Consider the following 24,403-nt stretch of genomic DNA (forward strand, 5'->3'; position numbering starts at 1 on the left):
GCTTTTGTAGAGTCAAGCCATGCTCGATTGCTCCGCTCAACTCTGCGGAAGAGCCAGCCGAGCATGGCTCGGCTCTACAACAACAGGCGATCAATCGAGGAAGCGCGCGGCCTGTGCCGGCGTCGGCAGGAAGCAGGCGTCATGCCGCCCGAACCAGCGATAGCGGTTGCGTGCCAGCACGCGGTACGCACCATCGCGCCAGCGCCGTGGCAGCACGCGCAGCACGCCCGCCAGGCGCCAAGCACCGCCCAGTGCGTCCAGAACGCGCAGGATCGCATCGGTATCGGTCCACGCGCCCTGCCCGTCCAGCAGCAGGAACGACGTCGGGTCGTGCGCGTCCAGGCCGTGCGCCCGCAACAGCGCGCTGCCCTGCGCGCCCTGCATTGCCGCGAAGCGAAAGCGCTCCTGCCGGTCGAACCGCAGCAGGAAACGCACCCAGCGGCTGCACAACGCGCAGACGCCGTCGAAGACGATCACACCGCCAGGTTCTGCCCCCGCAACGCGATCGCCCCGCATCAGTCCATCCACACCAGCGTCGCCATCCGGCCGGTACGGCGGTCGCGGCGATGCGAGTACAGGTCCGCATCCGCCATGGTCGAGACCGTGCCGCCGTGGATGTTGCCCAGGCCCATGCCCGCCGCCTGCAGGCGCTGTCGCGCCAGCGCGAACAGATCCACCTTCCAGTGGCCGGGCCGGGTCGCCATGAAGGCCGAAGCAGCGGCCGCGTCATGGCCGACGAAGGCGTGGTACACCTCTTCGCCGATCTCGTAATCAGCCGGTCCCGCTGCCGGGCCCAGCCACGCGCGCAGCTGTGCCGGCGGCGTCTGCATGGCGGCCACAGTGGCCTCCAGCATGCCGTCGGCCAGTCCACGCCAACCGGCATGGGCAGCGCCCACCTCGCTGCCATCGACGGCGGCGAACACCACCGGCAGGCAGTCCGCAGTGAGGATCGCCAGCACCACGCCCGGTACCGAGGTCACCGCGGCATCGGCCACCGGCTCGCTGGCTCCCTCCACCGGCGGCGCGCCAAAGCGCAGCACGGTGCTGCTGTGTACCTGGCGCAGCCAATGCGGCGCCGATGGCAACGCCAGCCCCTGCTGCAGCAACTGCCGGTTGTGCTCAACGTTGGCCGGCGTGTCACCGTCGGCCGCGTGCCGGTTGCCCAGGTTGAACTGGGCGAACGGCTCCGGCGAGGCGCCCGCGCCGTGCCGGCGCGTGGTCAGCGCATGCACACCCGGGTGCGTCGGCCAATCGGCCTGCAGCAGCGGCAGCGCGGTATTCATTACCAGCGGTCCCGCTCGCGTTCGGCGAAGGCGGCGCTGTCTTCGCGCAGCACCTTCATCAGGTGCAGCATGTCGGCCGGCGCCGGCGCGGTATTGCGCACCGGCTCACCGCTGATCGGATGCACGAACTCCAGAGTCTCTGCATGCAGGGCCTGGCGCTTGAAGCCGCGCAGCGCGGCCACCAGCTCGTCGCTTGCACCCTTGGGCAGCTTCAGCGCGCCGCCGTACAGCTGATCGCCCACGATCGGATGACGCAGGTGCGCCATGTGCACGCGGATCTGGTGGGTACGCCCGGTTTCCAGGCGGCATTCCAGCGCCGTATGCGCGCGGAAGCGCTCGCGCAGGCGGTAATGGGTCACCGCTTCCTTGCCATCCTCGCGCACGCCCATCTTCAGGCGGTCGCGCGGGTGACGGTCAATCGGCGCATCGGCCGTACCACCGGCCACCAGCGCGCCCATCACCACGGCAAGGTACTGGCGGTGCACGTCACGGGCGGCCAGCTGCTCGACCAGCGCGGTCTGCGCTTCCAGCGTGCGGGCCACGACCATCACGCCGCTGGTGTCCTTGTCCAGGCGATGCACGATGCCCGCGCGCGGCAGCACCGCCACCGACGGGTCGCGGTACAGCAGCGCATTGACCAGAGTGCCGCTGTGGTTGCCGGCGCCGGGGTGCACGACCAGACCAACAGGCTTGTTGATCACCAGCAGGTGCTCGTCCTCGAACAGCACGTCCAGCGGGATGTCTTCCGGCTCGGCGGTGGTCTGGGCTTCCAGCACCACCTGCAGGGTGACCACCTCGCCGCCGCGCAGTGCGTCGCGCGGGCGCGCCTGTGCGCCGTCCAGCAGGACGTCGCCGGCCTTGATCCACTCGGTCAGGCGGGAGCGGGAGTATTCGGGGAACAGCTCGGCCACGACCGCGTCGAAACGACGGCCGGCGGAGGTGTCGGGGACAATGGCCTGGCGGGCCGATTCGGAGGGTTGTTCAGACATGGCAGGGGGCATCTTTGAAATTTTGGGGTCCCGGCGAGCCGGTTTCAGTCGCTGGACAGGACACTAGGCTATCATCGACCCTTCGTATTCCAGCCGCGTCCCGCATTGACCCCATGATCCGACGCTCCGTCCTGCTCTCCGCGCCCGTCCGCCTCACCGCCCTTCTGCTGGTGCTGGTCATCGTCGCCACCGGCTGCAACCGCGGCACCAAGGGCGATCGCCCTGATGAAGGCACCCCGGTCGAACAGCTCTACGAAAAGAGCCACAAGCTGATGCAAGGCGGCAACTGGAGCGGCGCTGAAGCCAGCTTCCGCCGTCTGGTGGCGCAGTATCCCTACGGCCCGTACACCGAGCAGGCGATGATCGAATCGGCCTATGCCCAGTACAAGGCCGGCAAGCACGATGACGCGGTGTCCAGCATCGACCGCTTCATCCGTACCTACCCGACCCACCGCAACATCGCGTACCTGTACTACCTGCGCGGCCTGGCCAACTCCAACCGCAATACGGTTTTCCTGCGTCGCGTATGGTCGCTGGACGCAAGCCGCCGCGATCTGTCCACGCCGCACCAGGCGTATTCAGACTTCAACATCGTGGTCGACCGCTACCCCAACAGCCGCTATGCCGCCGATGCGCGCCAGCGGATGCTGGTGCTGCGTGACGTATTCGCCCAGCACGAGCTCGACAATGCCCTGTACTACATGCGCCGTGGCGCGTGGGTCTCGGCCGCCGGCCGCGCCAACTACCTGCTGGAAACCTACCCGCAGAGCGCGTTCCAGAACGATGCCGTGGCGGTACTGGCCGATTCCTATACCCACCTGGGCAACAAGACCCTGGCCGACGACGCCCGCCGCGTTCTGCAGCTGAACCAGCCGGACCACCCGTGGCTGGAAGGCAAGTGGCCGAAGTACCCGTGGATGGTCCGCAAGCTGAACCCGTTTGCCGGCGAGAAGTCCGCCGCCACCGGCCAGCGCAACGCGCGACTGGAAAAGAAGTAAGAAAAGAGGCCCCGCAAGGGGCCTTTTTTTTGCCTGGCGTCATCGCTAGGAATTCTCCGAATCCGCGATCGCTGCGACGTCCGTCCCAGTCAGCGCGAAGGACAGCTTCCAGACTGCGGCGCAAAGGCCATCCCGGCCTGCATGGAGCGCCACATGTCCTCATCGTCCCTGCGGTTCCGCCCCCGCCCGACCCTGCTGGTCACGGCCCTGCTCGTTCTGGCCGCCAGCCCCGTTGCCGCCCTCGCAGCGCAGCCGGGCGACCTGCTCTCAGCCTCGCCCTACCGCGCCAGCTGGGTGCCCTCCCAGGCCGCCCAGGCCTACAAGCTGGCCTACCGCACCCCCGATCATCACGGTCGCCTGGCCCAGGCCACCGGGCTGGTCTACCTGCCCGCCGGGCCTGCGCCGGCAGGTGGCTGGCCGGTGGTGTCCTGGGCACACGGCACCCAGGGCATCGCCGATCACTGCGCGCCTTCGGTATCGGGCCCCTACCAGCCCGAGCGCGATGGCCGCTTCCTCGACCAGTTCCTGGGACAGGGCTATGCCGTCGTTGCAGCCGATTACCAAGGCCTGGGCAGCCCGGGTGACCATGCCTACCTGCACGTGCGTACCTCCGCGCGCAACGCCATCGACCTCATCAAGGCCGGCCGCCATTTCCTCGGCAACGCCACGCTGTCACCACGCTGGGTCTCCGTGGGCCACTCGCAGGGCGGCGCCGCCGCACTCACTGCCGGCTATCTGGCACCCTCCTATGGACCCTCGCTGCAGTACCGCGGCAGCTTCACCACCGGCACGCCCACGGCCGTCGAACTGACCGCGCTGGTCATGAAGCCCGACAACCGCGCCCCCAATCCCGGGGCGGTCAACGCCTATCACGCCTACCTGCTCGATGGCCTGCTGCAGGTGGAACCGCGCATCGCGCAGGTGCTCAGCGATGAAGGCCATGCACGGGTCGCGCTGGCGCGCCAGCAGTGCCTCGGCCCATTGGCTGCCACCCTGGAAGGCGCCAATACAGGAGAAATGTTCAGCGCGCCGCTGACCTCGGTACCGGGCATCTGGGCACTGCTGCATGACTACCTGGGCGTGCCACGGCGGGGCTTCAGCCAGCCGCTGATGCTGGGCCACGGCAGCCAGGACCGCGACGTGCCCTATCTGACCACCCTGCTGTATGCGGTCGGCCTGGCCCTGCGCGCCGAACCGGTGGCATTCCGCCGATACCCGGTCGACCATCGGGGCACACTCGACGCCGCGGCGGCCGATGGCCTTGCATTCGTTCGTGCGCGGCTGGGCAACGATTCCTTCAACGAGGCCGCTGAAACCGCCGGCCTGGAACAGCTGCTCAACGAAGCCCAGTAGATCCACGCCATGCGTGGATGGGCGGTTCACGCGGTTGCCGGCCACCGGCCGGCACTACCTATCGTTTGGTAGCGCCGGGCTGGGCCCGGCGACCGGCCCTCAGCTCTTGTAGCCGTTGCTGATCGGGTACCGGCGCTCACGCCCGAACGCGCGGCGTGAGACCTTCGGGCCCGGCGCGGCCTGGTGACGCTTCCACTCGCTGATGCGCACCAGCCGCAGCACACGATCCACCACCGCCGCGTCATAGCCGGCGGCGACGATCTCGGTGCGCGACTGCTCCTGGTCGATGTAGCGGTACAGGATGCCGTCCAGCACATCGTAGGCCGGCAGCGAATCCTGGTCGGTCTGGTTCTCGCGCAGTTCGGCCGATGGCGGGCGGCTGATCACCGCCGGCGGGATCACCGGTGCGCCACCCACCGTGTTGCGCCACTTGGACAGGCCGAACACCTCGGTCTTGTACAGATCCTTCAGCGGCGCGTAGCCGCCACACATGTCGCCATAGATCGTGGCGTAGCCGACCGCGTATTCGCTCTTGTTGCCGGTGGTCAGCAGCAGGCCACCGAACTTGTTGGCCAGCGCCATCAGGATCACGCCACGGCTGCGCGACTGCAGGTTCTCTTCGGTCACATCCGGCGTGGTGCCCTCGAACATCGGCGCCAGCGCCTGCATCAGGCCCTGGAATGCCGGCTCGATGGAAACGGCTTCCAGCTTCACACCCAGCGCTTCGCACTGCTCGGCGGCCAGGTCGTTGGACATGCCTGCGGTATAGCGCGAGGGCAGGCGCACGGCGGTGACGTTCTCCGCGCCCAGCGCATCGACCGCCATCGCCAGCACGATCGCCGAGTCGATGCCGCCGGACAGACCCAGCCACACCTTCTTGAAACCATTCTTGCTGCAGTAGTCCTGGATGCCGCGGGTCACCGCGCGCCAGGCCAGCGCATCCATGCTTTCGTCGCCGTCGTCCATCCACACGTGCGGCATGAAGCGGCGCGTAGCGCCGTCGTACTCCACCACCAGCCACTGGTCGACGAAGGCAGCCGCCGCCGGATGCACCGTGCCATCGCCGTCGGCCACCACCGATGCACCATCGAACACCAGCGCATCCTGGCCGCCCACCACGTTGAGGTAGGCGATGGCCGCGCCGCTTTCGCGGGTACGTGCCGCCAGCACCGCATCGCGCTGGGCATGCTTGCCGCGTTCGTAGGGCGAAGCGTTGGGCACCACCACCAGCTGCGCACCGGCACGCACCGTATCGGCCAGCGGCTCGGCGAACCACAGGTCTTCGCAGATCAGCAGGCCCACCGGAATGCCATCAACCTCGAACACGCAGCTGCCACCGTCCGGGTCGACGTCGAAGTAGCGACGCTCGTCGAACACCGCGTAATTGGGCAGCTCGCGCTTGCGGTAGGTCTGCTCCACCAGGCCATCGCGCAGCACGCTGGCCGCGTTGTAGACCACCGCACCGGCCGCCTGCGGCCAACCGACCACGGCGGTGATGCCACGGCACGCCGCCGCAATGCGGGTCATCGCCTGCTCGCACTCGTACAGGAAGCCCGGGCGCAGCAGCAGGTCCTCTGGCGGATAGCCGCTGACTGCCAGCTCGGGGAACATCACCAGCCCGGCGCCGTACTCGTCGCGCGCCTGGCCGATCATCTCGATGATGCGCTCGGTGTTGCCGGCGACATCGCCAACCGGGAAGTCGAACTGCGCCATCGCGATGCGGATCGAAGCCATGAGGGTCCAGCCTGTGGTTGCAATACGCACATTGTAGCGCCGCGCCATCAGCGCGCCGGGCGCTCCCACTCCATGGACAGGCCCTGCTCAGTAGATCCACGCCATGCGTGGATGGGGTTGGCTGCGATGCTCAGGACACCAGACGCAGAAAGGCCGCCCGGAGGCGGCCTTTCTGTTTCAGGCAGCCGAGCGTTGGCTCGGCTCTACAGAATCGTCTGCCAGAGGCAGTCGATCTTATTTCACCAGCTTGGCGATGGCAGCACCCAGGTCGCCCGGCGAACGCACGGTGACGACGCCAGCAGCTTCCATTGCAGCAAACTTGCCTTCGGCAGTGCCCTTGCCGCCCGATGCGATCGCACCGGCGTGGCCCATGCGCTTGCCGGCCGGAGCCGAAGCACCGGCGATGAAACCGACGACCGGCTTCTTCACGTGGTTCTTGATGTACTCGGCACCGGCTTCTTCAGCGTCGCCGCCGATTTCGCCGACCATGATGATGCCTTCGGTCTGCGGGTCTTCGTTGAACAGCTTCAGGCAGTCGACGAAGTTCAGGCCGTTGATCGGGTCACCACCGATGCCGATGCAGGTGGACTGGCCCAGGCCGACTTCGGTGGTCTGCTTGACCGCTTCATAGGTCAGGGTGCCCGAACGCGACACGATGCCGATCTTGCCCGGCTTGTGGATGTGGCCCGGCATGATGCCGATCTTGCACTCACCCGGGGTGATGACGCCCGGGCAGTTCGGCCCGATCAGCACGGTGTCCGGATGCGAACGGGTCAGCACGTTCTTGACGCGCAGCATGTCCAGCACCGGAATGCCTTCGGTGATGCAGACGATGACCTTGATGCCGGCAGCAGCGGCTTCCAGGATCGCATCAGCCGCGTACGGCGGCGGCACGTAGATGACCGAAGCGTTGGCGCCGGTGCTCTGCACGGCGTCGGCAACGGTGTTGAAGACCGGCAGGTCGATATGGGTGGTGCCACCCTTGCCCGGGGTCACGCCGCCAACAACCTGGGTGCCGTACTCGATCATCTGAGTGGCGTGGAAGGTGCCCTGCTGGCCGGTGAAGCCCTGCACGATCACCTTGGTGTTCTTATTGATCAAAACTGACATTGGATTTCCTTCGGTGTCGGATCAGGCGGCGTTCTTGACAGCTTCGACGACCTTCTTGGCACCGTCGTTGATGTTGTCGGCCGGGATGATGGCCATGCCGCTGTCACGCAGCAGCTGCTTGCCTTCTTCCACGTTGGTGCCTTCCAGACGCACCACGACCGGAACCTTGACGCCCACTTCCTTCACAGCGGCGATGATGCCTTCGGCAATCATGTCGCAGCGGACGATGCCGCCGAAGATGTTGACGAAGATGCCTTCGACCTTGTCCGAGGACAGGATCAGCTTGAACGCTTCGATGACGCGCTGCTTGTTGGCACCGCCGCCCACGTCCAGGAAGTTCGCCGGCTCGCCGCCGTTGAGCTTGATGACGTCCATGGTGGCCATGGCCAGGCCTGCGCCGTTGACCATGCAGCCGATGTTGCCGTCCATGGTGACGTAGTTGATGTCCAGCTCCGAAGCGATCACTTCGGTCGGATCTTCCTGGGTCTTGTCGCGCATGGCGACCAGGGCCTTCTGGCGGAACGCGGCGTTGTCGTCGCTGTCGAACTTGCCGTCCAGCGCGTACAGGTTGCCGTCATCCAGGATGGCCAGCGGGTTGATTTCAACCAGCGCCAGGTCCTTTTCGTTGAACAGGCGGTACAGGTTCACCATGATGTTGGCGAACTGGCCGGCCTGCTTGGCGGTCAGGCCCAGCTTGAAGCCGAAATCACGACCGTGGTAACCCTGCACGCCTTCGACGAAGTCGACGTTCAGCGAGTGGATCAGCTCCGGGGTTTCAGCGGCGACCTGCTCGATCTCCACGCCGCCTTCCGAAGAAGCGATGTAGGTGATGGTCTTGGTGCCACGGTCAACCAGCACCGACAGGTACAGTTCCTTGACGATCTCGCCAGCGGTGGTCACCAGCACCAGGTTGACCGGCAGTTCAACGCCAGCGGTCTGGTAGGTGGCCATCTTGGTGCCGAGCATCTTGGCCGCAGCGGCCTTCACGTCGTCGGTGGTCTTGCAGAACTTGACGCCGCCAGCCTTGCCGCGGCCGCCAGCGTGGATCTGCGCCTTGACCATCCAGGGGCCCTGGCCCAGGGAGTTGGCAGCGGCAACAGCTTCGTCCGGGGTCGCAGCGACCTTGCCGGCCGGGACCGGGATGCCGTACTCGGCAAGCAGTTGTTTTGACTGGTATTCGTGGAAATTCATGCGTCACCGTGGGAATAGGAACGACCGCACGCAATTCCTCAGGGCCCCGGCGGGGCGCCGGCATGGACCGCGGCGGGCCCACTATTGTGGCCGAGCCAGCGCCGGGGCGCAAAGAAGTATGGACAAAAGGCCGGAACCGGCCAGATTTCCACGGTCATTCAGGCAGTTGCGGCACGGCCTGGACCACGTCCCCCGCGCCGGCACCGGCCGATTGCGCAGCCCAGCCCGCTGCAGGCGCCCTATACTGACCCCGTAAATTCGAGCCCACGGTGCCGGTAACCGGGCAGCGAGCAGATCCGACGATCGGGGGACGTCGGGAAGGTTCGGCCCACCGCCGGCATGATCCAGTTCCAGGCAGCCAGAAGGGGAGTTCCGGCGTGTCACCCAGTGCTTCATTGATCGACCGCATCGAATCGATACCGCGGCGAGAGCTGTATTTCTTCGCCCTGTACCGGGTGCTGATCGCCTCGGTCATCGCCGCCCTGCTGTACAGCCCGCTGTCGGCCATGGTCGGCGAAGCCCACCACCCTCGCCTGGCCAACAGCGTAGGCGCGGCTTACCTGCTGCTGTCCCTGTTGTGGCTGGTGATCGGCCGCAACGAACGCTGGCTGCGGCAGATCGTGGTCGGTGGCGTGCTGCTGGACATCGTCGCCGCCAGCCTGCTGGCGCACGCCCTGCCCGGTGCCAGCGCCGGCATCTCGATGTCGCTGCTGTTCAACATCGCCGCCGCCGCCACCCTGCTGCCGCTCAGCTGGGGCCTGCTGCTGGCGCTGGCCGCCAGCGTCGCCACCGCCGCCGAATACCTGTGGAAAGTGCTGGAAGGCGGCGATCCCACCCGCACCCTGGCAGAACTGGCGATGTTCGCCACCAGTTACCTGGCGCTGGCCTTCATCAGCTACCAGGTCGGCAACCGCGCGCGCCGCAACCAGCAGTTGGCCAACCAGCGCGGCGACGAAGTAGCCAACCTGTTCCAGATCAACGAACTGATCATCCGCCGCATGCGTACCGGCGTGGTGGTGGTGGACGCCGACAACCGCATCACCCTGGCCAACGAAGCCGCCTCGATCCTGCTCGGCGACAGTGATGGCAACAGCGATTCCGGCCGCCTCGACCTGGCCAGCGTCGCCCCCGAACTTGCCCGGCGCCTGCAACGGTGGCGCAACGGCTGGGCGCAGGATGAAATGCCACTGCAGCTCAACCCCGACCAGCCGGAAGTGCAACCGCGCTTCGCCCGCCTGCTGGCTGGCAGCGACCTGGTGCTGGTGTTCCTGGATGACTCCAGCGTGGTCTCGCGCCGCGCCGAATCGCTCACCCTGTCGGCGATGGGGCGCTTCTCGGCCAGCCTCGCCCACGAGATCCGCAACCCGCTGGCGGCCATCAACTACGCCGTGCAGCTGCTCGAGGAAGGCACCGGCTTCAACGACAGCGACCGCCGCCTGCTGCAGATCATCCACCAGCAGTGCCAACGCACCAACGGCATCGTTGAGAGCGTGCTGGGCCTGGCCCGGCGCGAACGCGCCAATCCGGAAAACGTCGACCTCGCCGCCTTCGTGCGCCGCTTCGTGCTGGAGTACAAGCAGGGGCAGACGCTGGAAACGGACAGCATCGAACCGATCATCAACGATACCTCGGTGCCGGCCCAGGTCGACCCGCGACACCTGTACCAGGTGCTGACCGTGCTGGTGCACAACGCCCTGAAATACGGCCGCATCGGCGAGCAGCCCGCGCGCGTGCGGTTGCGCGTGGCCCAGCACGAACGCAGTGCGGTGATCGACGTAATGGACCGTGGCCCCGGCATTCCCGAGACCGTCGCCGCGCAGCTGTTCCGCCCCTTCTTCACCACCTCCGAGCACGGCACCGGCCTGGGCCTGTATATCGCCCGCGAGCTGTGCCGGGCCAACCAGGCGCGGCTGGATTACATTCCCGTCCCCGCCGGCGGCTCCTGCTTCCGATTGGTTCTGCCCGGCCCGCACACCCTGCTTCCGCACTGATCCCACGCGTCAAACATTTGTCGCCTCCCACCCCCTCGGCTATCTTTCCCTCCCATGAACGAAACCCGCAGCGCCCTCGTCGTCGACGATGAACGCGATATCCGCGAACTGCTGGTGTTGACCCTCGGCCGCATGGGCCTGCGCATCAGCACCGCCGCCAACCTCGCCGAAGCCCGCGAACTGCTGGCCAGCAATCCGTACGACCTGTGCATCACCGACATGCGCCTGCCCGACGGCAACGGCATCGAACTGGTCAGTGAGATCGCCCAGCACTACCCGCGCACGCCGGTGGCGATGATCACCGCCTTCGGCAGCATGGACCTGGCAGTGGAAGCACTGAAAGCCGGCGCCTTCGATTTCGTCAGCAAGCCGGTGGACATCACCGTGCTGCGCGGCCTGGTCAAGCATGCACTGGAACTCAACAACAGCGAACGCCCCGTTGCCGGCCCCGCCGCGGAACAAGCCGCGCGCCTGCTCGGCGAATCGCCGGCCATGGACGTACTGCGCGCCACCATCAGCAAGGTCGCGCGCAGCCAGGCACCGGTCTACATCCTGGGCGAGTCCGGGGTGGGCAAGGAACTGGTCGCACGCACCATCCACGCACAGGGTGCACGCGCGGCCGGGCCGTTCGTGCCGGTCAACTGTGGCGCCATCCCCACCGAGTTGATGGAGAGCGAGTTCTTCGGCCACCGCAAGGGCAGCTTCACCGGTGCCCATGCCGACAAGCCGGGGCTGTTCCAGGCCGCGCACGGCGGCACCCTGTTCCTGGATGAAGTGGCCGAACTGCCGCTGCAGATGCAGGTTAAGCTGCTGCGTGCGATCCAGGAGAAATCGGTGCGTGCGGTTGGCGCGCCCAGCGAAGAGCCGGTGGATGTGCGCATCCTCTCGGCCACCCACAAGGATCTGGCCGAGCTGGTCGAAGACGGGCGTTTCCGCCACGACCTGTACTACCGCATCAACGTGATCGAACTGCGCGTGCCGCCGCTGCGCGAGCGCCGCCAGGATCTGCCGGCGCTGGCCGCATCAATCCTGGCACGGCTGGCCCGCAGCCACGGCCGCGCCACCCCGCTGCTGGCGCCCTCGGCGCTGGACGCGCTGGCCCAGTACGGCTTCCCCGGCAACGTGCGCGAGCTGGAGAACATCCTGGAACGCGCGCTGGCGCTGGCGGAAGAAGACCGCATCGGTGCCGACGACCTGCGCCTGCCGCAGCACGCGCCGCGCTCACCGGGCAGTGCCGCCCATGCCGAAGCAGTGGTCGACCTGCACCCCGGCAGCGCCGCCCTGCCCTCGTACATCGAGCAGCTTGAGCGCAGTGCGATCCAGCGCGCGCTGGAAGAAAACCGCTGGAACAAGACCCGTACCGCCGCGCAGCTGGGCATCACCTTCCGCGCGCTGCGTTACAAGCTGAAGAAGCTGGGGATGGAGTAGGTAGTGCCGGCCGCTGGCCGGCAACCTCATGCACCGTGCATCCACGCATGGCGTGGATCTACGGAGCATCGGTAGGTACTAACGTTGAGCGGCAAGACTGTGTCGGCCCAGCACGACTTTGCTGCTCCTTCAGCAGTTAACGCGAAGTGGGTCTCAATCTGCCCTCCGCATGTGCTCTCCGGCCCGATGCCTGCGCTATATTTGCGCCCCCCCCTCCGGGATCAGGGACGGCACAATGCAACGGAATGCATCAGGCACACTTCGCCGCCTGCTTGTTTTGATTTTCCTTCTCGCCGGGACGGCGCCTGTTTCCAGCGCTATCGCCCAGGACCTCAGGAAAGATCTTGAGTTCTACGCCTACTGCGAGACAGGCCCCTGCACGATTTTCACTGGAGGGAAAGCAGGACCATATGAATATCGCAGCCCTCAGTATTCGACCGAAGCTCAGGCCAAAGCCAGAGGGATTGGGGACTACATCAACAAGAACGGCTGGGATCTTCCTCAACCTGCTTCGGTCTGGAGGACAAAGTGTGGGCCGGTGAAAACGGATTACACGGAAGTCAGCTATAACGCGTACACGCAGCGTTGGTACGGAGCGCTGAAATTCACGCACACCTGCCAAAGCTATCGCCCTGATGGCCTCTCTCCGCCAGGAAACGCCTACGACACCTCGCGATACCTCAGCATCTACGGAGTCTGCAGGCCTGGGTTCAGTATGATGTTCAGCAACGGAGAATGCCTGCGCCCTGCAGGTGATTGTGCAAAATACCCAGACAACAAGAATTTCGGGTGCGGCAAGAGCATCGCCCAGCTCGAGACATCAACACCGGCGCCCTCCAGTCCGACCTATCCATTCCATGTACAGCAGACCTGCATCGCGCGGGAATCCTGCGCATTGCGATGTGATATGGATAACTGCAAATGGATGGACAACGTCATTCCGGGCTTTGTCGACCCATATCTGGAAAAGCAGAACTCCTGGCAGCCTATAGAGACTTCATGCACCGCGAACATGATAAGGCTGAAAGCGAAATTCGGAGGTAACTGGGTCGCAAAGCAAGAGTGCTTCGCCCTTATGGGCTGGTATCACGTCGCGACAGATCTTCGTAACAGCCTGGTCGTACACGGCTGCGGTAGTCAAAGAGACTGGAACCTTGTCGGCGAAAGGATCGAACCTTGCCTGCGGGAAACCCAGCCAGGGTTTCCAGAGGTCTACTACAAGTTCGGCAGCACCCTGATCAGCGCCGTTCGCGGAGAGATTCGAACCCTCTGCGAAGCTGAGAGATTTCTGGATGGCCGCCCGAAACCAATCAACGACGAACTCAAGGGGCAAGTATGCGAAGTTGGACCCTGACCTCACTCACCGGCCTCAGCCTTGCATTGATCAGCTTCGGAGCGGTCGCTCAGGAGGACCAGCCTCCTACGTGGTCACTGCAGGCCTCCCTGGAAGGTAAAGAGCTCGTCGGCGAATGGGAGCTTTCCAAAATGCCGATCGTTGGTGACGGTGAGAACGTCAAGGCAGCAGCGCTCGACTCCTCCACAGGTGTCAAAGTGGGGTCGACCGTGCAGTTCCGGGTCAAGTTGATCGACCCAAATGGCGTTGCCACCGACATCACCGGATCGGACAAACTGATGTACCTGCCGAAGGGATGCCTTGTGTTCACACCGGACGGCAAGGCAACAGTATCGCAGGCCTCAACCCCACCGTGGTCCTGCGACAAGGGTGACCCGGTAATGCTGTCGATCATCTACGCAGATGACGTTACGAACCAGACAGCAATCAATATGTACCTGCTCAGGATTCAATGAATGGTGCCGGCCATTGGCCGGCAGAGCCATGCATCATGCTAGCCGCGCGTGGCGCGGATCTACTGCATCAATCCTTGGTGACGCGGTTAATCTCTGCCAGGCTGGTCACACCTGCAGCCGCCTTCTTCAACGCCGACTGCCGCAGGTCGTTCACACCGATCGCCTGCGCAGCCTCGGCAATCTGCAGCGCGTTGCCGCCCGCCAGCACGATGGTCGCGATCTCGTCGGTCATCGGCATCACCTGGTAGAGACCGGTACGGCCCTTGTAGCCCTCGGTGCATTCATCGCAGCCGACCGCTTCGTGCAGCTGGATGCCCGCATCCAGCTGCGCCTGGGTGAAGCCTTCTGCCAGCAGCGCATGCGCGGGCAGGTCTGTCGGCCGCTTGCAGTTCGAACACAGGCGGCGCGCCAAGCGCTGGGCGATCACCAGCGTCACCGAGCTGGTGATGTTGTACGGCGCGATGCCCATGTTCATCAGGCGCGCGATGGTCTGCGGCGCGTCGTTGGTATGCAGCGTGGACAGCACCATGTGACCGGTCTGTGCGGCCTTGATCGCAATTTCCGCCGTTTCCAGGTCGCGGATTTCGCCGACCATGATGATGTCCGGATCCTGTCGCAGGAACGAGCGCAGGGCTGCGGCGAAGGTCATGCCGCGCTTGTTGTTCTGCTGCACCTGGTTGACGCCGGGCAGACGGATTTCCACCGGGTCTTCGGCCGTAGAAATATTGCGGGTTTCGTCGTTGAGGATGCCCAGCGCGGTATACAGCGACACCGTCTTGCCCGAACCGGTCGGGCCGGTCACCAGCACCATGCCATACGGTTTGTGGATCGCTTCCAGGAACAGCTTCTGCTGATCCGGCTCGTAACCCAGCTTGTCGATGCCCAGCTTGGCCGCGCTGCCATCGAGGATACGCAGCACCACCTTCTCACCGAACAGCGTCGGCAACGTGCTGACACGGAAGTCGATCTGCCGGGTCTTGGACAGGTTGAGCTTGATGCGACCATCCTGCGGCACGCGCTTTTCCGCGATATCCAGCTGCGCCATCACTTTCAGGCGCGCAGCGATGCGCTGGTTGAGCTTGGTCGGTGCGCGCGCGACCATCTTCAGCAGGCCGTCAATGCGCAGACGCACGCGATAGTCGTCTTCGTAGGGCTCGAAGTGGATGTCCGACGCGCCCTTGCGGATCGCATCGATCAACACCTTGTTGATGAACTTGACCACCGGAGTATCGTCGCCCTTGGCGTCGATGCCGCTGTCGGTGCTGGCCATGTCATCGTCGCCACCGCCGATGTCGAGATTGGCCATGGCGTCGTCGTCGCCGCCGAGCGCATCGCCCATGGTGTCGTGGCTGGCATGCCACTGCTCCAACGTGCGGCGTATCTGGTCCTCGTCCACCAGGATCGGTTCAACCACCAGATTGGTGTGGAACTTGATCTCATCCAGCGAGTGGGTGGGGTTGCTGGTGCCGACGAACAGCTTGCCGCCGCGTTTGAACAGCGGCAGCACGTTGTGCTTGCGCAGCAGTTCCTCGCTGACCAGGCTCATCGCGTTCTGGCTGCTGTCGAAGGTGGACACATCGAACAGCGGCATGCCGAACTCGAGCGAGTTGGCGGCGGCCAACTGGGCCGCGCCGACGACCTTGTTCTGTGCGAACCATGTTGGCAGCGGCTGCCTGGCGGCCGTCGCCTTGGCCATGGCATCGCGGGCGCCGGCTTCATCCAAGGCGCCGTCCTGCACAAGGCGACGGGCCAAGCCGGTAATGCCGACGAGATTGGCGGTGGTGACGGCGTTCATGCGATTCCTCTACTGGGGCCGACGCTCCGCCCAAGGCAGACGCCGTGTTGTGCATAGGGGTGACATACTAACCGCGTAGCTGGCGTGAACGCATGCCTCTGGGCTACACGCCCAGGCTCAGAAGGGCTGCGCACGGTGCCACCGCCAGGCGCTTTCGATGATTCCGCCCAGGTCGCGCCACTCACGTGTCCATCCCAGCACCTCCTGGGCCTTTCCACTGGAGGCAACCAAACGTGCAGGATCACCTGGGCGGCGCGCCGCCAGCTCAAAGGGCACGGCCCGGCCAACCACCTCGGCAGCCGCCGCGACGATCTGCAGCACCGACGACCCTTCCTCGCTTCCCAGGTTGAAGTCGTGGGCGCCGGGCGAACGCTCAAGCAGCTCCACCGCCAAGGCATGGGCACGGGCCAGGTCCTGGACATGGACGTAATCGCGGACACATGTGCCATCGACGGTGGGGTAGTCGGACCCGAATATCCTGAGCGGCGGCGCTTGCCCAGCCGCGGCACGCAGGACGTTGGGAATCAGATGGGTTTCACAGGCATGCGCCTCGCCGATTCCGTGGTCGGCAAGCGCCCCTGCTGCATTGAAGTAACGCAGCACCACCGAGGACATGCCATGCGCAGCCCAGACATCGGCCAGTATCCGCTCCACCATCAACTTGCTCGCCCCATACGGGTTGATCGGATGCATAGGGTGCTGCTCGTCGATCAGCCCGGTCGGGGACTGCCCGAAGACTGCTGCGGTCGAGGAAAACACCAGCCGATCAACGTCCCGACGTCGCATCTGCCGCAGCAGATTCAACGACCCGGTGATGTTGTTCTGGTAGGTGTTGAACGGGTCCGCCACGGAGTCGGCCACCAGCGAAGTCGCTGCAAAATGCATCACGACGTCGAAGTGGCGCCCCGCAAATGCTCGTTCCAGGGCTGACTCATCCAGCAAGTCCGCATGGATGAAGTCGCCCCATTTCACAGCCGCACGGTGGCCCGTGGACAGATTGTCCAGCACGGTAACCGAATGACCCTGTTCGGCAAGCCACTGCGACATGTGGCTGCCGATATACCCTGCCCCTCCGCAGACCAGGACGTTCCACATCTGCCTGTCTCCACGCAAAATCCCATACCGCAACAACTCGACCCCACGCCGCAACTACCACGCGGCAGGTGCAGGCTTGATCAAGACTGACTGATCTCAGGCCTTGGCCTCTTCGTGGTACTCGTCGTCCACGTTGATGGACCACAGGCGGCTCTTGTCTACGTTGCCGCTCGTGATCTGGTCGGCAGCTTCCTTGGCCGTCAACATGGAATGATCCTGGTTGTTGTAGCGGTGCATGCCATTGCGCCCCACCAGAAACAGATTAGGCACCGTGTCCAGCGCAGTACGCAGTCGATCAAAGTTCGCGTAGGCCTCGCCGAAGTAGCCCGGGTAGGCCTTGGGCACCCGGATGACGACCGCATCCTGTGCCGATGCGGCTGAGACCAGACCGATCTGCAGCATTTCACGCTGCGCGAGCGCCTGCAGTTCCGCGTCAGGCATCTTCCACAGATCGTCTGTCTCGCAGCAGAAGAACTCCAGACCCATCCAGACCATGGATGCGTCCTTCACCATGTACGGGCTCCAGTTGTTGAAGACCTGCACACGCCCCACATTCACGCCGGGTTCCTGGATATAGATCCAATTATCGCCGAGTGCGCGCGGCAGCTCATCGGCGCTGTACAGCAAGCCCACCGTGATGAAATCGCGGTACTGGAGATTGTCGGCGATGACCGCAACCTCGTGGCTCCAGCTCTGTCGCGAGGCCGCCACCAGATCGCGCACCGGCATGGTGGAGACGACATGGGTGCACTCCAGCTGGATCGCTTCACCCGATTCGCCCTGCACCGTCACGCTGCGCACTTTCCCGCCCTCAACCGCCAGTCCCACGGCCTTGTGCTTCATCAACAAGGTGCCGCCACGTGCCTGGAACACCTGCGCTGCGGTTTCCCACATTTCACCCGGGCCATGCTTGGGGTACAGGAAATTCTCGATCAGCGAGGTCTGCGCGACCTTACCGTTCATCCCTAGCATGCCACGCAGTGCGTGAAACACGGCCTTGGTGACGGACAGGCTCTTGATGCGTTGCGCACCCCACTCCGCGCTGATCTGGTTGCACGACACGCCCCAGACCTTCTCGGTGTATTCCTTAAAAAACTGGCGGTACAGGCGCTGACCGAAGCGATTGATCAGGAAATCTTCAAGGCTGCGCTCAGGCTCGATCTTGCTGATCTGCGAGCGCAGATAGCTGAGACCAAACTGCATGGATTTGCCAAGCCCGAGGTTGCGGAAACTGTCCGCATTCAACTTCAGCGGGTACGAGAAAAAGCGACGATTGAAGTAAATCCGCGAAAGACGGTTGCGCACCAGCATGGCCGTCGGCTCGGCGCCCTCGGCCCGTGTCGCGCCTGGCGGAACCCCTTCGCGGGCCTGTCCCTGGTAGCGCAGGTTCAGCGGGACATCGCCGGCGTGCTCGATGGGCATCAGATTGGCCCACCACTGCATGACCCAATCGGACTTGGAAAAGAACCGGTGACCGCCGATATCAATGCGGTTTCCATTATGGTTGACCGTGCGCGAAATACCGCCCACGCAATCGTCGGCCTCGACAATCGTCACCTGCACGTCGGGCTGCCCCACCAGCTCCAGTGCTGCGGTCAGGCCGGCGGGGCCGGCGCCGATTATTACTATCTGCTTGCTCATGATGCTTCCCCTTCCACAATGGACCGGCCGCTCACGCGCGACCGGAACAGAATCAGTTTACGCAGTACGAAGTTGCTGGTGAACGAAAAGCCCACCGCAACCACCCTGGCAATGCTCCCCCGCACGCCAAACCACTCGATACACACCCACATTACGCCTTGCACGACCAGCAAGCCTAAGCAGCCGATCAGCACAAAGGTCGCCAGTTCCGCCGAACGGGAACGGAAACTGCGCGCCGCGAACACCCAGCGCACGCTAATGACATAGGCCACCACACTGCCCAGCAGGAAGCCGCCCGTCGCGGCGGCATACCAGTCCCACCCCAGGTGGGCCAGCAGAGCGAACACACCCAGATCAGCCAACAGCGCTGCCGCCGAGGCCAGCAGATAGCCGCTTCCCTCGGACAGCCAACCCCGCCGGGTCGCGAGGTCCGCCTCGAGCTCCACCAGCGGCTGCTCGCTCATGGCGTGGCCTCACCCTCGGAAGCTACCCAATCCGAGCACTTGTACAGATACTCGGTGGAGATCACTTCACCGGTGCCGGGGTGGCGTACCTGCCACCGGCCGCGTACGTGCTTTTCTTGGTCATACGGCAGCACGAAATAGTCGGGCGGCGCCAGTTCGCCATGTCGGGTGCACAGGTGACGTAGCCCCAGTTCGCTCACCCGGCAGGGCTCCGGATTCTCCTGCACATTGGCCAGCACGCCGCAGATTTCAGCCTGTAATGTCACCGGCTCGACCTGGGTGTTCAATTGTTTTCCAAGCAGCGCCGTCTGCCGATTGAACATCTGCCCGGACAGCTGCTGCGGACTAAAGTAGTTGGCGCGACGAAGTACCATCCAAGCGGCGCGCGGGGACGCCTCGCTGGCATACCAGAAAACAACTGCGCTACGCGGAATATTTTCGGCAAATACAGGAGTGCCGTGCGCAGACTCCTGGGCACGCGTCCACGGGCTACGGGAATCCCACAGCCACAACGCCCCCAGCAGGGCCAGTACTGACAAGGCTCCCAGCAACGCCTGACCCTTTTCACCACTGCGCTGATAGCCCCAAACCAGCAAGGCCACGGTCCCACCGCACAGCAGCGGGTAGGCGAAGATCATCACGTCCTGGCGGATTATCTCGGAGTTGCGGCCCGTCATCTCGTACACAGCCCAAATCTGCAGCTGGTATCGGAAACAGGCCACGGCCAACGCTAGTACCAGGCCGACCAGCAACAGGCGGCGGATGGGAGCACTGACCTTGGCCGCGACCAAGGGCCAGACCATATGCAATGGAATAAGACCGAGTACCGCCCAGGGCAGCGTGCTGCGCGGCACGCTGGCACCAATGACGGCGATGGCAATGACCAGCAGCGGGCCTACCCAATCACGCCCGCCGCGTTGCCACTGCTCCCAGACCAGGAAGGGAATGGCTGCAGCCGCCAGCCAATGGACCAGCCACAGCACGCGCCACAACTGCAGGCCGACGGGCAGAATCAATCTCAGCACATCGGCCAGCAGATAGCTCAGGCCAAGGCCCACAATCATAGCGAGCAGCAAGGCCTTGGCCAGGCGGCCAAACAGTGTGTTGGCGCCACCGTGCTGTGCCACCAGATGGAGCAGATAGATGTCGGCCAGCACGATGCACCAGTCCCGAAGGGCCCAGGCGCCCAGAAACACCTGGTCGCCCACGCCATCGATCATGGCGCGCCACTCTAGATCCATGACCTGCAGCAGACCGCCCAGCGGCCCCACCTTCAGGGCGGCCAGCACCAGTACCGGCACCGCCAGCAGTAGCGACCACAGCCAGCGGCGATCCCCGAGCACCAGCCAACACAAAGCCGCCAGCACCGCCGCGATGGCCTGAAGTGGGTGTAGCAGCCCCGCTAGGGCGAACCCCACTATCGCCCAGCCCATCCGCCCTTGGACCAAGGCCGCCAGCGCGAGCAGGCACAGAGCCTCTGCAATTGGCCGTGCGGTCAGGAAGGGTTCGGCATACGAGAACATGCTGAACGCGCCGTAGCCGGTGGGCATTACGATCAACGCCAGCAACGCGGGCCAGCGCCAGCGCGGCGGGAACAGCACGTGCACACACCACGCACTGGCCGCGTAGAAAAGAAAGCGGCCGACGAAGGTCAGCGCCATGAAGGCCTTGCCCGGCTCCACGTGGGCCAGCAGGAGCGCCAGCAACTGAGGGAACAGGGTGAAACTGGCCTGACTGCCTGCCACGAAGAACAGGTCACGATTGAAGATGTCCGGCGAAATCAGTCGCAATGCCTGCGCGAGATACAGCGTCGCGTCATGGCGAATACCTGTATAGGGCCTGAGATAGACGATCAGCGCCAGCGCAAAGCACCACGGCGCGATCCTGCGCAACGTCAGCATGAACGAGGTCCGCATCCAGAAAAAGCGAGCCCCGCAGACGCGGGGCTCGGGTACAACGTCTGGCGTGTTATGCCTGCCGAATTACTGGCAGGTAGCCGGACGGTACTTGGCCGGGATCGAGCCACTGCAGATCCAGGTCACCTGGCCGTTGGCGGCCTTGGTACCGGTCAGGGTGATGTTACCGGTGGCGCTGCCGCCCAGAGCCTGCGAGGTGGCGGTGATCACGCCTGTAGCGTAGGTCACGCCCGAGACATACTTGGACGACTGGGTTTCGATAGCGACGGTGGCCGGCATGGTGGTGGCGGTGTCCGAAGCAGCCGCTTCCGCAACGGTAGTACGGGCCGACGAAGCAGCCAGCACGACTTCCGAAACGCGCGACTTGATCAGGTAGTCCTGGTAAGCCGGCAGAGCGATGGCGGCCAGGATGGCAATGATCGCAACAACGATCATCAGTTCGATAAGGGTGAAGCCCTTCTGGTTCTTCATAGTGATACATCCCCAAGATAGTGGTGGTTGAGTCAGTGCGCAGGATCGATCCGGCCATCGGCCGGCTGAGCGGGTCCTACACCCTGCGGGTGGATCAACGCAGGTTGCGTGCCAACCCCGGCACGCCTCCCCCTGGATTTCCCCGCGCCCATGATGGCAGCAATTTCCGGGATGTGAACCCCCCGGTCATCATTCTGCGACGGACCCAGCAATGTGACGCAGTACGTCACCTTTGGTCGGTAGCCGGCACGAATTCGCACTCTTGCCCGCTCAGACTCTGCCAAGTCGGCGATGAACCCGCTACCATCGGCAGATGCCCGTCTGGGGATGGCGGGCCGGGGAGCCAATATGTCTGTCAGTCGCAGTGCGATGAAGAAGGAGCCCGTGGCCCGCGCCACGATGGAGCTGCAACCGTTTGTCTGGGAGGGGACCGACAAGCGGGGAATCAAGATGAAAGGCGAACAGTTGGCGAAGAACGCCAATCTGCTACGCGCCGAACTGCGTCGCCAAGGGATCAATCCGGGGCAGGTCAAGCCGAAGTCCAAGCCGCTGTTCGGCGCGGCGGGCAAACGGGTCACCCCCAAGGACATTGCGTTCTTCAGCCGGCAAATGGCGACCATGATGAAATCCGGTGTACCGATCGTATCGGCGCTGGAGATCATTGCCAGTGGGCACAAGAACCCACGCATGAAGAAGATGGTCGACGGGGTTCGCACGGATATCGAGGGCGGCTCATCACTGCACGAAGCCGTCAGCAAACACCCGGTTCAATTCGACGAGCTATATCGCAACCTGGTCCGCGCTGGCGAGGGCGCAGGCGTACTGGAGACGGTGCTTGATACCGTTGCCACCTACAAAGAGAACATCGAAACCCTCAAGGGCAAGATCAAAAAAGCCATGTTCTACCCTGCGATGGTGGTAGCCGTTGCCATCATCGTCAGCTCGATTCTGCTCATCTGGGTCGTCCCTCAATTTGAAGACGTCTTCAAGAACTTTGGCGCCGATCTACCAGCCTTCACCCAGATGATCGTGAACGCGTCGCGCTTCATGGTCTCCTGGTGGTGGCTGATGCTCCTCGTAGCCGTCGGCAGCGCCGTAGGATTCATCATGGCCTTCAAGCGCTCTCCCGTTCTGCAGCATCGCGTTGATCGCATCATCCTGAAGGTGCCGGTGATCGGCGAAATCATGCATAACAGCGCCATTGCCCGTTTTGCCCGGACGACTGCCGTGACCTTCAAGGCCGGCGTGCCGCTGGTGGAAGCCCTGAGCATTGTCGCCGGCGCAACCGGCAACAAGGTGTATGAGGAAGGCGTCCTGCGGATGCGAGATGACGTGTCGGTAGGCTACCCGGTCAATATGGCCATGAAACAACTCAACCTGTTCCCGCACATGGTCATCCAGATGACCGCGATCGGTGAAGAGGCTGGCGCACTGGACACCATGCTGTTCAAGGTTGCCGAGTACTATGAGCAGGAAGTCAACAATGCCGTGGATGCCCTGAGCAGCCTGCTGGAACCGATGATCATGGTGTTCATTGGTACCATTGTCGGCGGTATGGTCATCGGCATGTACCTGCCCATCTTCAAACTCGGCGCCGTCGTCGGCTAAAGGTAACAATGGCATTTCTCGACCAGCATCCCGGCCTCGGCTATCCCGCTGCGGCCGGTCTGGGACTGCTTCTGGGCAGCTTCCTGAACGTTGTCATCCTGCGCCTGCCCAAGCGGCTGGAATGGCAGTGGAAGCGCGATGCGCGCGAGGTTCTGGAAGAGCCGGACTTCTACGAGCCGCCCCCGCCGGGCATCGTGGTGGAGCCTTCGCACTGCCCGCACTGCAAGCACAAGCTGGCCTGGTACGAGAACATCCCGCTGTTCAGCTGGATGATCCAGGGCGGCAAGTGCCGCCACTGCAAGGCGCCCATCTCCATCCAGTACCCGCTGGTGGAAGCGCTGACCGCGGTGATGGTGCTGGCCTGCGTGTGGCAGTTCGGCTTCGGCTGGCAGGGCTTTGGCGCGATCGTGCTGACCTGCTTCCTGATCGCCCTGTCCGGCATCGACCTGCGCACCCAACTGCTGCCAGACCAGTTGACCCTACCCCTGATGTGGCTGGGGTTGATAGGCAGCATCGACAACCTGTACATGCCCGCCAAACCGGCCCTGCTCGGCGCCCTGCTGGGCTACCTGTCGCTGTGGTCGGTGTGGTGGCTGTTCAAGCAGCTGACCGGCAAGGAAGGCATGGGCCACGGCGACTTCAAGCTGCTGGCCGCGCTGGGCGCCTGGTGCGGGATGAAGGGCATCCTGCCGATCATCCTGATGTCGTCGGTGCTGGGCGCCATCATCGGCTCGATCTGGCTGTACAGCCGTGGCCGTGACCGGGCGACGCCGATCCCATTCGGTCCCTACCTGGCACTGGCCGGCTGGCTGTTCTTCATGTGGGGCGAGCCCCTGCTGAACCAGTATCTGGTGATGAGCGGGCTGCGCTGAGGGGAGTCCCCATGAGCCAGTATGTGGTTGGCCTGACCGGCGGCATCGCCTCGGGCAAGAGTGAGGTGACCCGGCGCTTCGAGGCGCTGGGGATTGTTGTGGCCGATGCCGACCTGGCCGCGCGCGCGGTGGTGGCAATCGGCAGCCCTGCCCTGTCCCTGATTGCCGAACGCTTCGGCGCGGACATGCTGCTGGCCGACGGCGGCCTGGACCGGGCGCGTCTGCGTGCCCACATCTTTGCAGACCCGGCCGAGCGGACGGCGCTGGAAGCGATCACCCACCCGGCCATTCGCCGGTTGATGCAGCAGCAGTGCGAGCAAGCCGCCAGCCCCTATGCGCTGGCGGCGATCCCGCTGTTGACCGAAGTGGGCGGCCGCCAGGCCTACCCGTGGCTGGACCGGGTGCTGCTGGTGGACGCGCCCGAGGCGGTGCAGCACGCCCGACTGATGCAGCGCGACGGCATCGACGCCGCGCTGGCCGACCAGATGATCGCCGCCCAGGCTACCCGCGCAAAGCGCCTGGCGCTGGCCGATGACGTGGTGGTCAATGATGGCCATCCGGATGACCTGCAGGCACAGGTGGAGCGACTCGACCACACGTATCGTCGACTAGCGACCCAGTGAAATTGACATCTACATTCTCAAGTGGAGTTTAG

The 24,403-nt window shown here is 64.4% G+C and carries 21 protein-coding genes; 9 read left to right on the plus strand and 12 right to left on the minus strand.

Going from position 1 to position 24,403, the window contains the following annotated elements; all coding sequences use genetic code 11:
• Nucleotides 1–90: 90 nt before the first annotated feature.
• The 3 genes from AC27VL_RS10965 to rluD are packed head-to-tail and all read right to left on the minus strand — an operon-like array spanning nt 91 to nt 2,272.
• Nucleotides 91–516, minus strand: coding sequence for a thiol-disulfide oxidoreductase DCC family protein (locus AC27VL_RS10965; protein ID WP_100553372.1), 426 nt, complete (start codon nt 514–516; stop codon nt 91–93).
• Nucleotides 516–1,283, minus strand: coding sequence for a peptidoglycan editing factor PgeF (pgeF, locus tag AC27VL_RS10970; protein WP_488766412.1), 768 nt, complete (start codon nt 1,281–1,283; stop codon nt 516–518). The genes AC27VL_RS10965 and pgeF overlap by 1 nt, the downstream gene beginning before the upstream one ends.
• Nucleotides 1,283–2,272 carry a 23S rRNA pseudouridine(1911/1915/1917) synthase RluD gene (gene rluD / locus AC27VL_RS10975; RefSeq protein ID WP_089236593.1) on the minus strand — a complete coding sequence of 330 codons (990 nt, stop codon included), beginning with the start codon at nt 2,270–2,272 and terminating at the stop codon, nt 1,283–1,285. Before rluD ends, pgeF begins: the two co-directional genes overlap by 1 nt.
• Before the next feature lie 113 nt (nt 2,273–2,385).
• On the opposite strand from rluD, the gene AC27VL_RS10980 reads away from it, so the two are divergent.
• Nucleotides 2,386–3,270: an outer membrane protein assembly factor BamD gene (locus tag AC27VL_RS10980; RefSeq protein ID WP_100553374.1), complete on the plus strand. Its 885-nt coding sequence runs from the start codon at nt 2,386–2,388 to the stop codon at nt 3,268–3,270.
• 153 nt (nt 3,271–3,423) lie between these two features.
• Nucleotides 3,424–4,623: a lipase family protein gene (locus tag AC27VL_RS10985; protein ID WP_100553375.1), complete on the plus strand. Its 1,200-nt coding sequence runs from the start codon at nt 3,424–3,426 to the stop codon at nt 4,621–4,623.
• Between the two features lie 99 nt (nt 4,624–4,722).
• Here AC27VL_RS10985 and AC27VL_RS10990 read toward each other — a convergent pair whose 3' ends face one another.
• The 3 genes from AC27VL_RS10990 to sucC all read right to left on the minus strand — a co-directional run bounded on the left by AC27VL_RS10990 (nt 4,723) and on the right by sucC (nt 8,658).
• Nucleotides 4,723–6,357 carry an NAD+ synthase gene (locus AC27VL_RS10990; RefSeq protein ID WP_230110602.1) on the minus strand — a complete coding sequence of 545 codons (1,635 nt, stop codon included), beginning with the start codon at nt 6,355–6,357 and terminating at the stop codon, nt 4,723–4,725.
• A gap of 234 nt (nt 6,358–6,591) precedes the next feature.
• Nucleotides 6,592–7,467 (minus strand): succinate--CoA ligase subunit alpha, encoded by an 876-nt coding sequence (gene sucD, locus AC27VL_RS10995; RefSeq protein ID WP_017356169.1) that lies wholly within the window; start codon nt 7,465–7,467, stop codon nt 6,592–6,594.
• A 21-nt stretch (nt 7,468–7,488) separates the two neighbouring features.
• Nucleotides 7,489–8,658, minus strand: a complete 1,170-nt coding sequence (sucC, locus tag AC27VL_RS11000) for an ADP-forming succinate--CoA ligase subunit beta (RefSeq protein WP_025874298.1) — start codon at nt 8,656–8,658, stop codon at nt 7,489–7,491.
• Between the two features lie 377 nt (nt 8,659–9,035).
• On the opposite strand from sucC, the gene AC27VL_RS11005 reads away from it, so the two are divergent.
• From AC27VL_RS11005 to AC27VL_RS11020, 4 genes are all read left to right on the plus strand, one after another.
• Nucleotides 9,036–10,649, plus strand: coding sequence for a sensor histidine kinase (locus tag AC27VL_RS11005; RefSeq protein WP_108265606.1), 1,614 nt, complete (start codon nt 9,036–9,038; stop codon nt 10,647–10,649).
• A gap of 54 nt (nt 10,650–10,703) precedes the next feature.
• Nucleotides 10,704–12,077 carry a sigma-54-dependent transcriptional regulator gene (locus tag AC27VL_RS11010; protein WP_100553378.1) on the plus strand — a complete coding sequence of 458 codons (1,374 nt, stop codon included), beginning with the start codon at nt 10,704–10,706 and terminating at the stop codon, nt 12,075–12,077.
• A 235-nt stretch (nt 12,078–12,312) separates the two neighbouring features.
• On the plus strand, nt 12,313–13,431 hold the full coding sequence (locus AC27VL_RS11015; protein ID WP_488766418.1) for a hypothetical protein: 1,119 nt from the start codon (nt 12,313–12,315) through the stop codon (nt 13,429–13,431).
• Nucleotides 13,413–13,886, plus strand: a complete 474-nt coding sequence (locus tag AC27VL_RS11020; RefSeq protein ID WP_488766420.1) for a hypothetical protein — start codon at nt 13,413–13,415, stop codon at nt 13,884–13,886. Before AC27VL_RS11015 ends, AC27VL_RS11020 begins: the two co-directional genes overlap by 19 nt.
• Nucleotides 13,887–13,953: 67 nt before the next feature.
• Here the strand turns inward: AC27VL_RS11020 and pilB are convergent, their stop codons facing one another.
• From pilB to AC27VL_RS11050, 6 genes are all read right to left on the minus strand, one after another.
• A complete protein-coding gene (gene pilB, locus AC27VL_RS11025) occupies nt 13,954–15,681 on the minus strand; it encodes a type IV-A pilus assembly ATPase PilB (RefSeq protein ID WP_191078242.1) in 1,728 nt (575 codons plus the stop codon).
• A gap of 117 nt (nt 15,682–15,798) precedes the next feature.
• On the minus strand, nt 15,799–16,776 hold the full coding sequence (galE, locus tag AC27VL_RS11030) for a UDP-glucose 4-epimerase GalE (RefSeq protein ID WP_191078243.1): 978 nt from the start codon (nt 16,774–16,776) through the stop codon (nt 15,799–15,801).
• Between the two features lie 96 nt (nt 16,777–16,872).
• Nucleotides 16,873–18,417: an NAD(P)/FAD-dependent oxidoreductase gene (locus AC27VL_RS11035; protein WP_191078244.1), complete on the minus strand. Its 1,545-nt coding sequence runs from the start codon at nt 18,415–18,417 to the stop codon at nt 16,873–16,875.
• Nucleotides 18,414–18,881: a GtrA family protein gene (locus tag AC27VL_RS11040; RefSeq protein ID WP_191078245.1), complete on the minus strand. Its 468-nt coding sequence runs from the start codon at nt 18,879–18,881 to the stop codon at nt 18,414–18,416. The genes AC27VL_RS11035 and AC27VL_RS11040 overlap by 4 nt, the downstream gene beginning before the upstream one ends.
• Nucleotides 18,878–20,782: a hypothetical protein gene (locus tag AC27VL_RS11045; protein ID WP_191078246.1), complete on the minus strand. Its 1,905-nt coding sequence runs from the start codon at nt 20,780–20,782 to the stop codon at nt 18,878–18,880. Before AC27VL_RS11045 ends, AC27VL_RS11040 begins: the two co-directional genes overlap by 4 nt.
• Nucleotides 20,783–20,863: 81 nt before the next feature.
• Nucleotides 20,864–21,268, minus strand: a complete 405-nt coding sequence (locus AC27VL_RS11050; protein ID WP_191078247.1) for a pilin — start codon at nt 21,266–21,268, stop codon at nt 20,864–20,866.
• 348 nt (nt 21,269–21,616) lie between these two features.
• On the opposite strand from AC27VL_RS11050, the gene AC27VL_RS11055 reads away from it, so the two are divergent.
• The 3 genes from AC27VL_RS11055 to coaE are packed head-to-tail and all read left to right on the plus strand — an operon-like array spanning nt 21,617 to nt 24,371.
• Nucleotides 21,617–22,876, plus strand: a complete 1,260-nt coding sequence (locus tag AC27VL_RS11055; RefSeq protein ID WP_191078248.1) for a type II secretion system F family protein — start codon at nt 21,617–21,619, stop codon at nt 22,874–22,876.
• 8 nt (nt 22,877–22,884) lie between these two features.
• Nucleotides 22,885–23,748: a prepilin peptidase gene (locus tag AC27VL_RS11060; RefSeq protein WP_100553384.1), complete on the plus strand. Its 864-nt coding sequence runs from the start codon at nt 22,885–22,887 to the stop codon at nt 23,746–23,748.
• An 11-nt stretch (nt 23,749–23,759) separates the two neighbouring features.
• On the plus strand, nt 23,760–24,371 hold the full coding sequence (coaE, locus tag AC27VL_RS11065) for a dephospho-CoA kinase (RefSeq protein WP_191078249.1): 612 nt from the start codon (nt 23,760–23,762) through the stop codon (nt 24,369–24,371).
• The last annotated feature ends 32 nt before the right edge of the window (nt 24,372–24,403 follow it).

Source organism: Stenotrophomonas sp. 14P6.2.3, assembly GCF_057799055.1.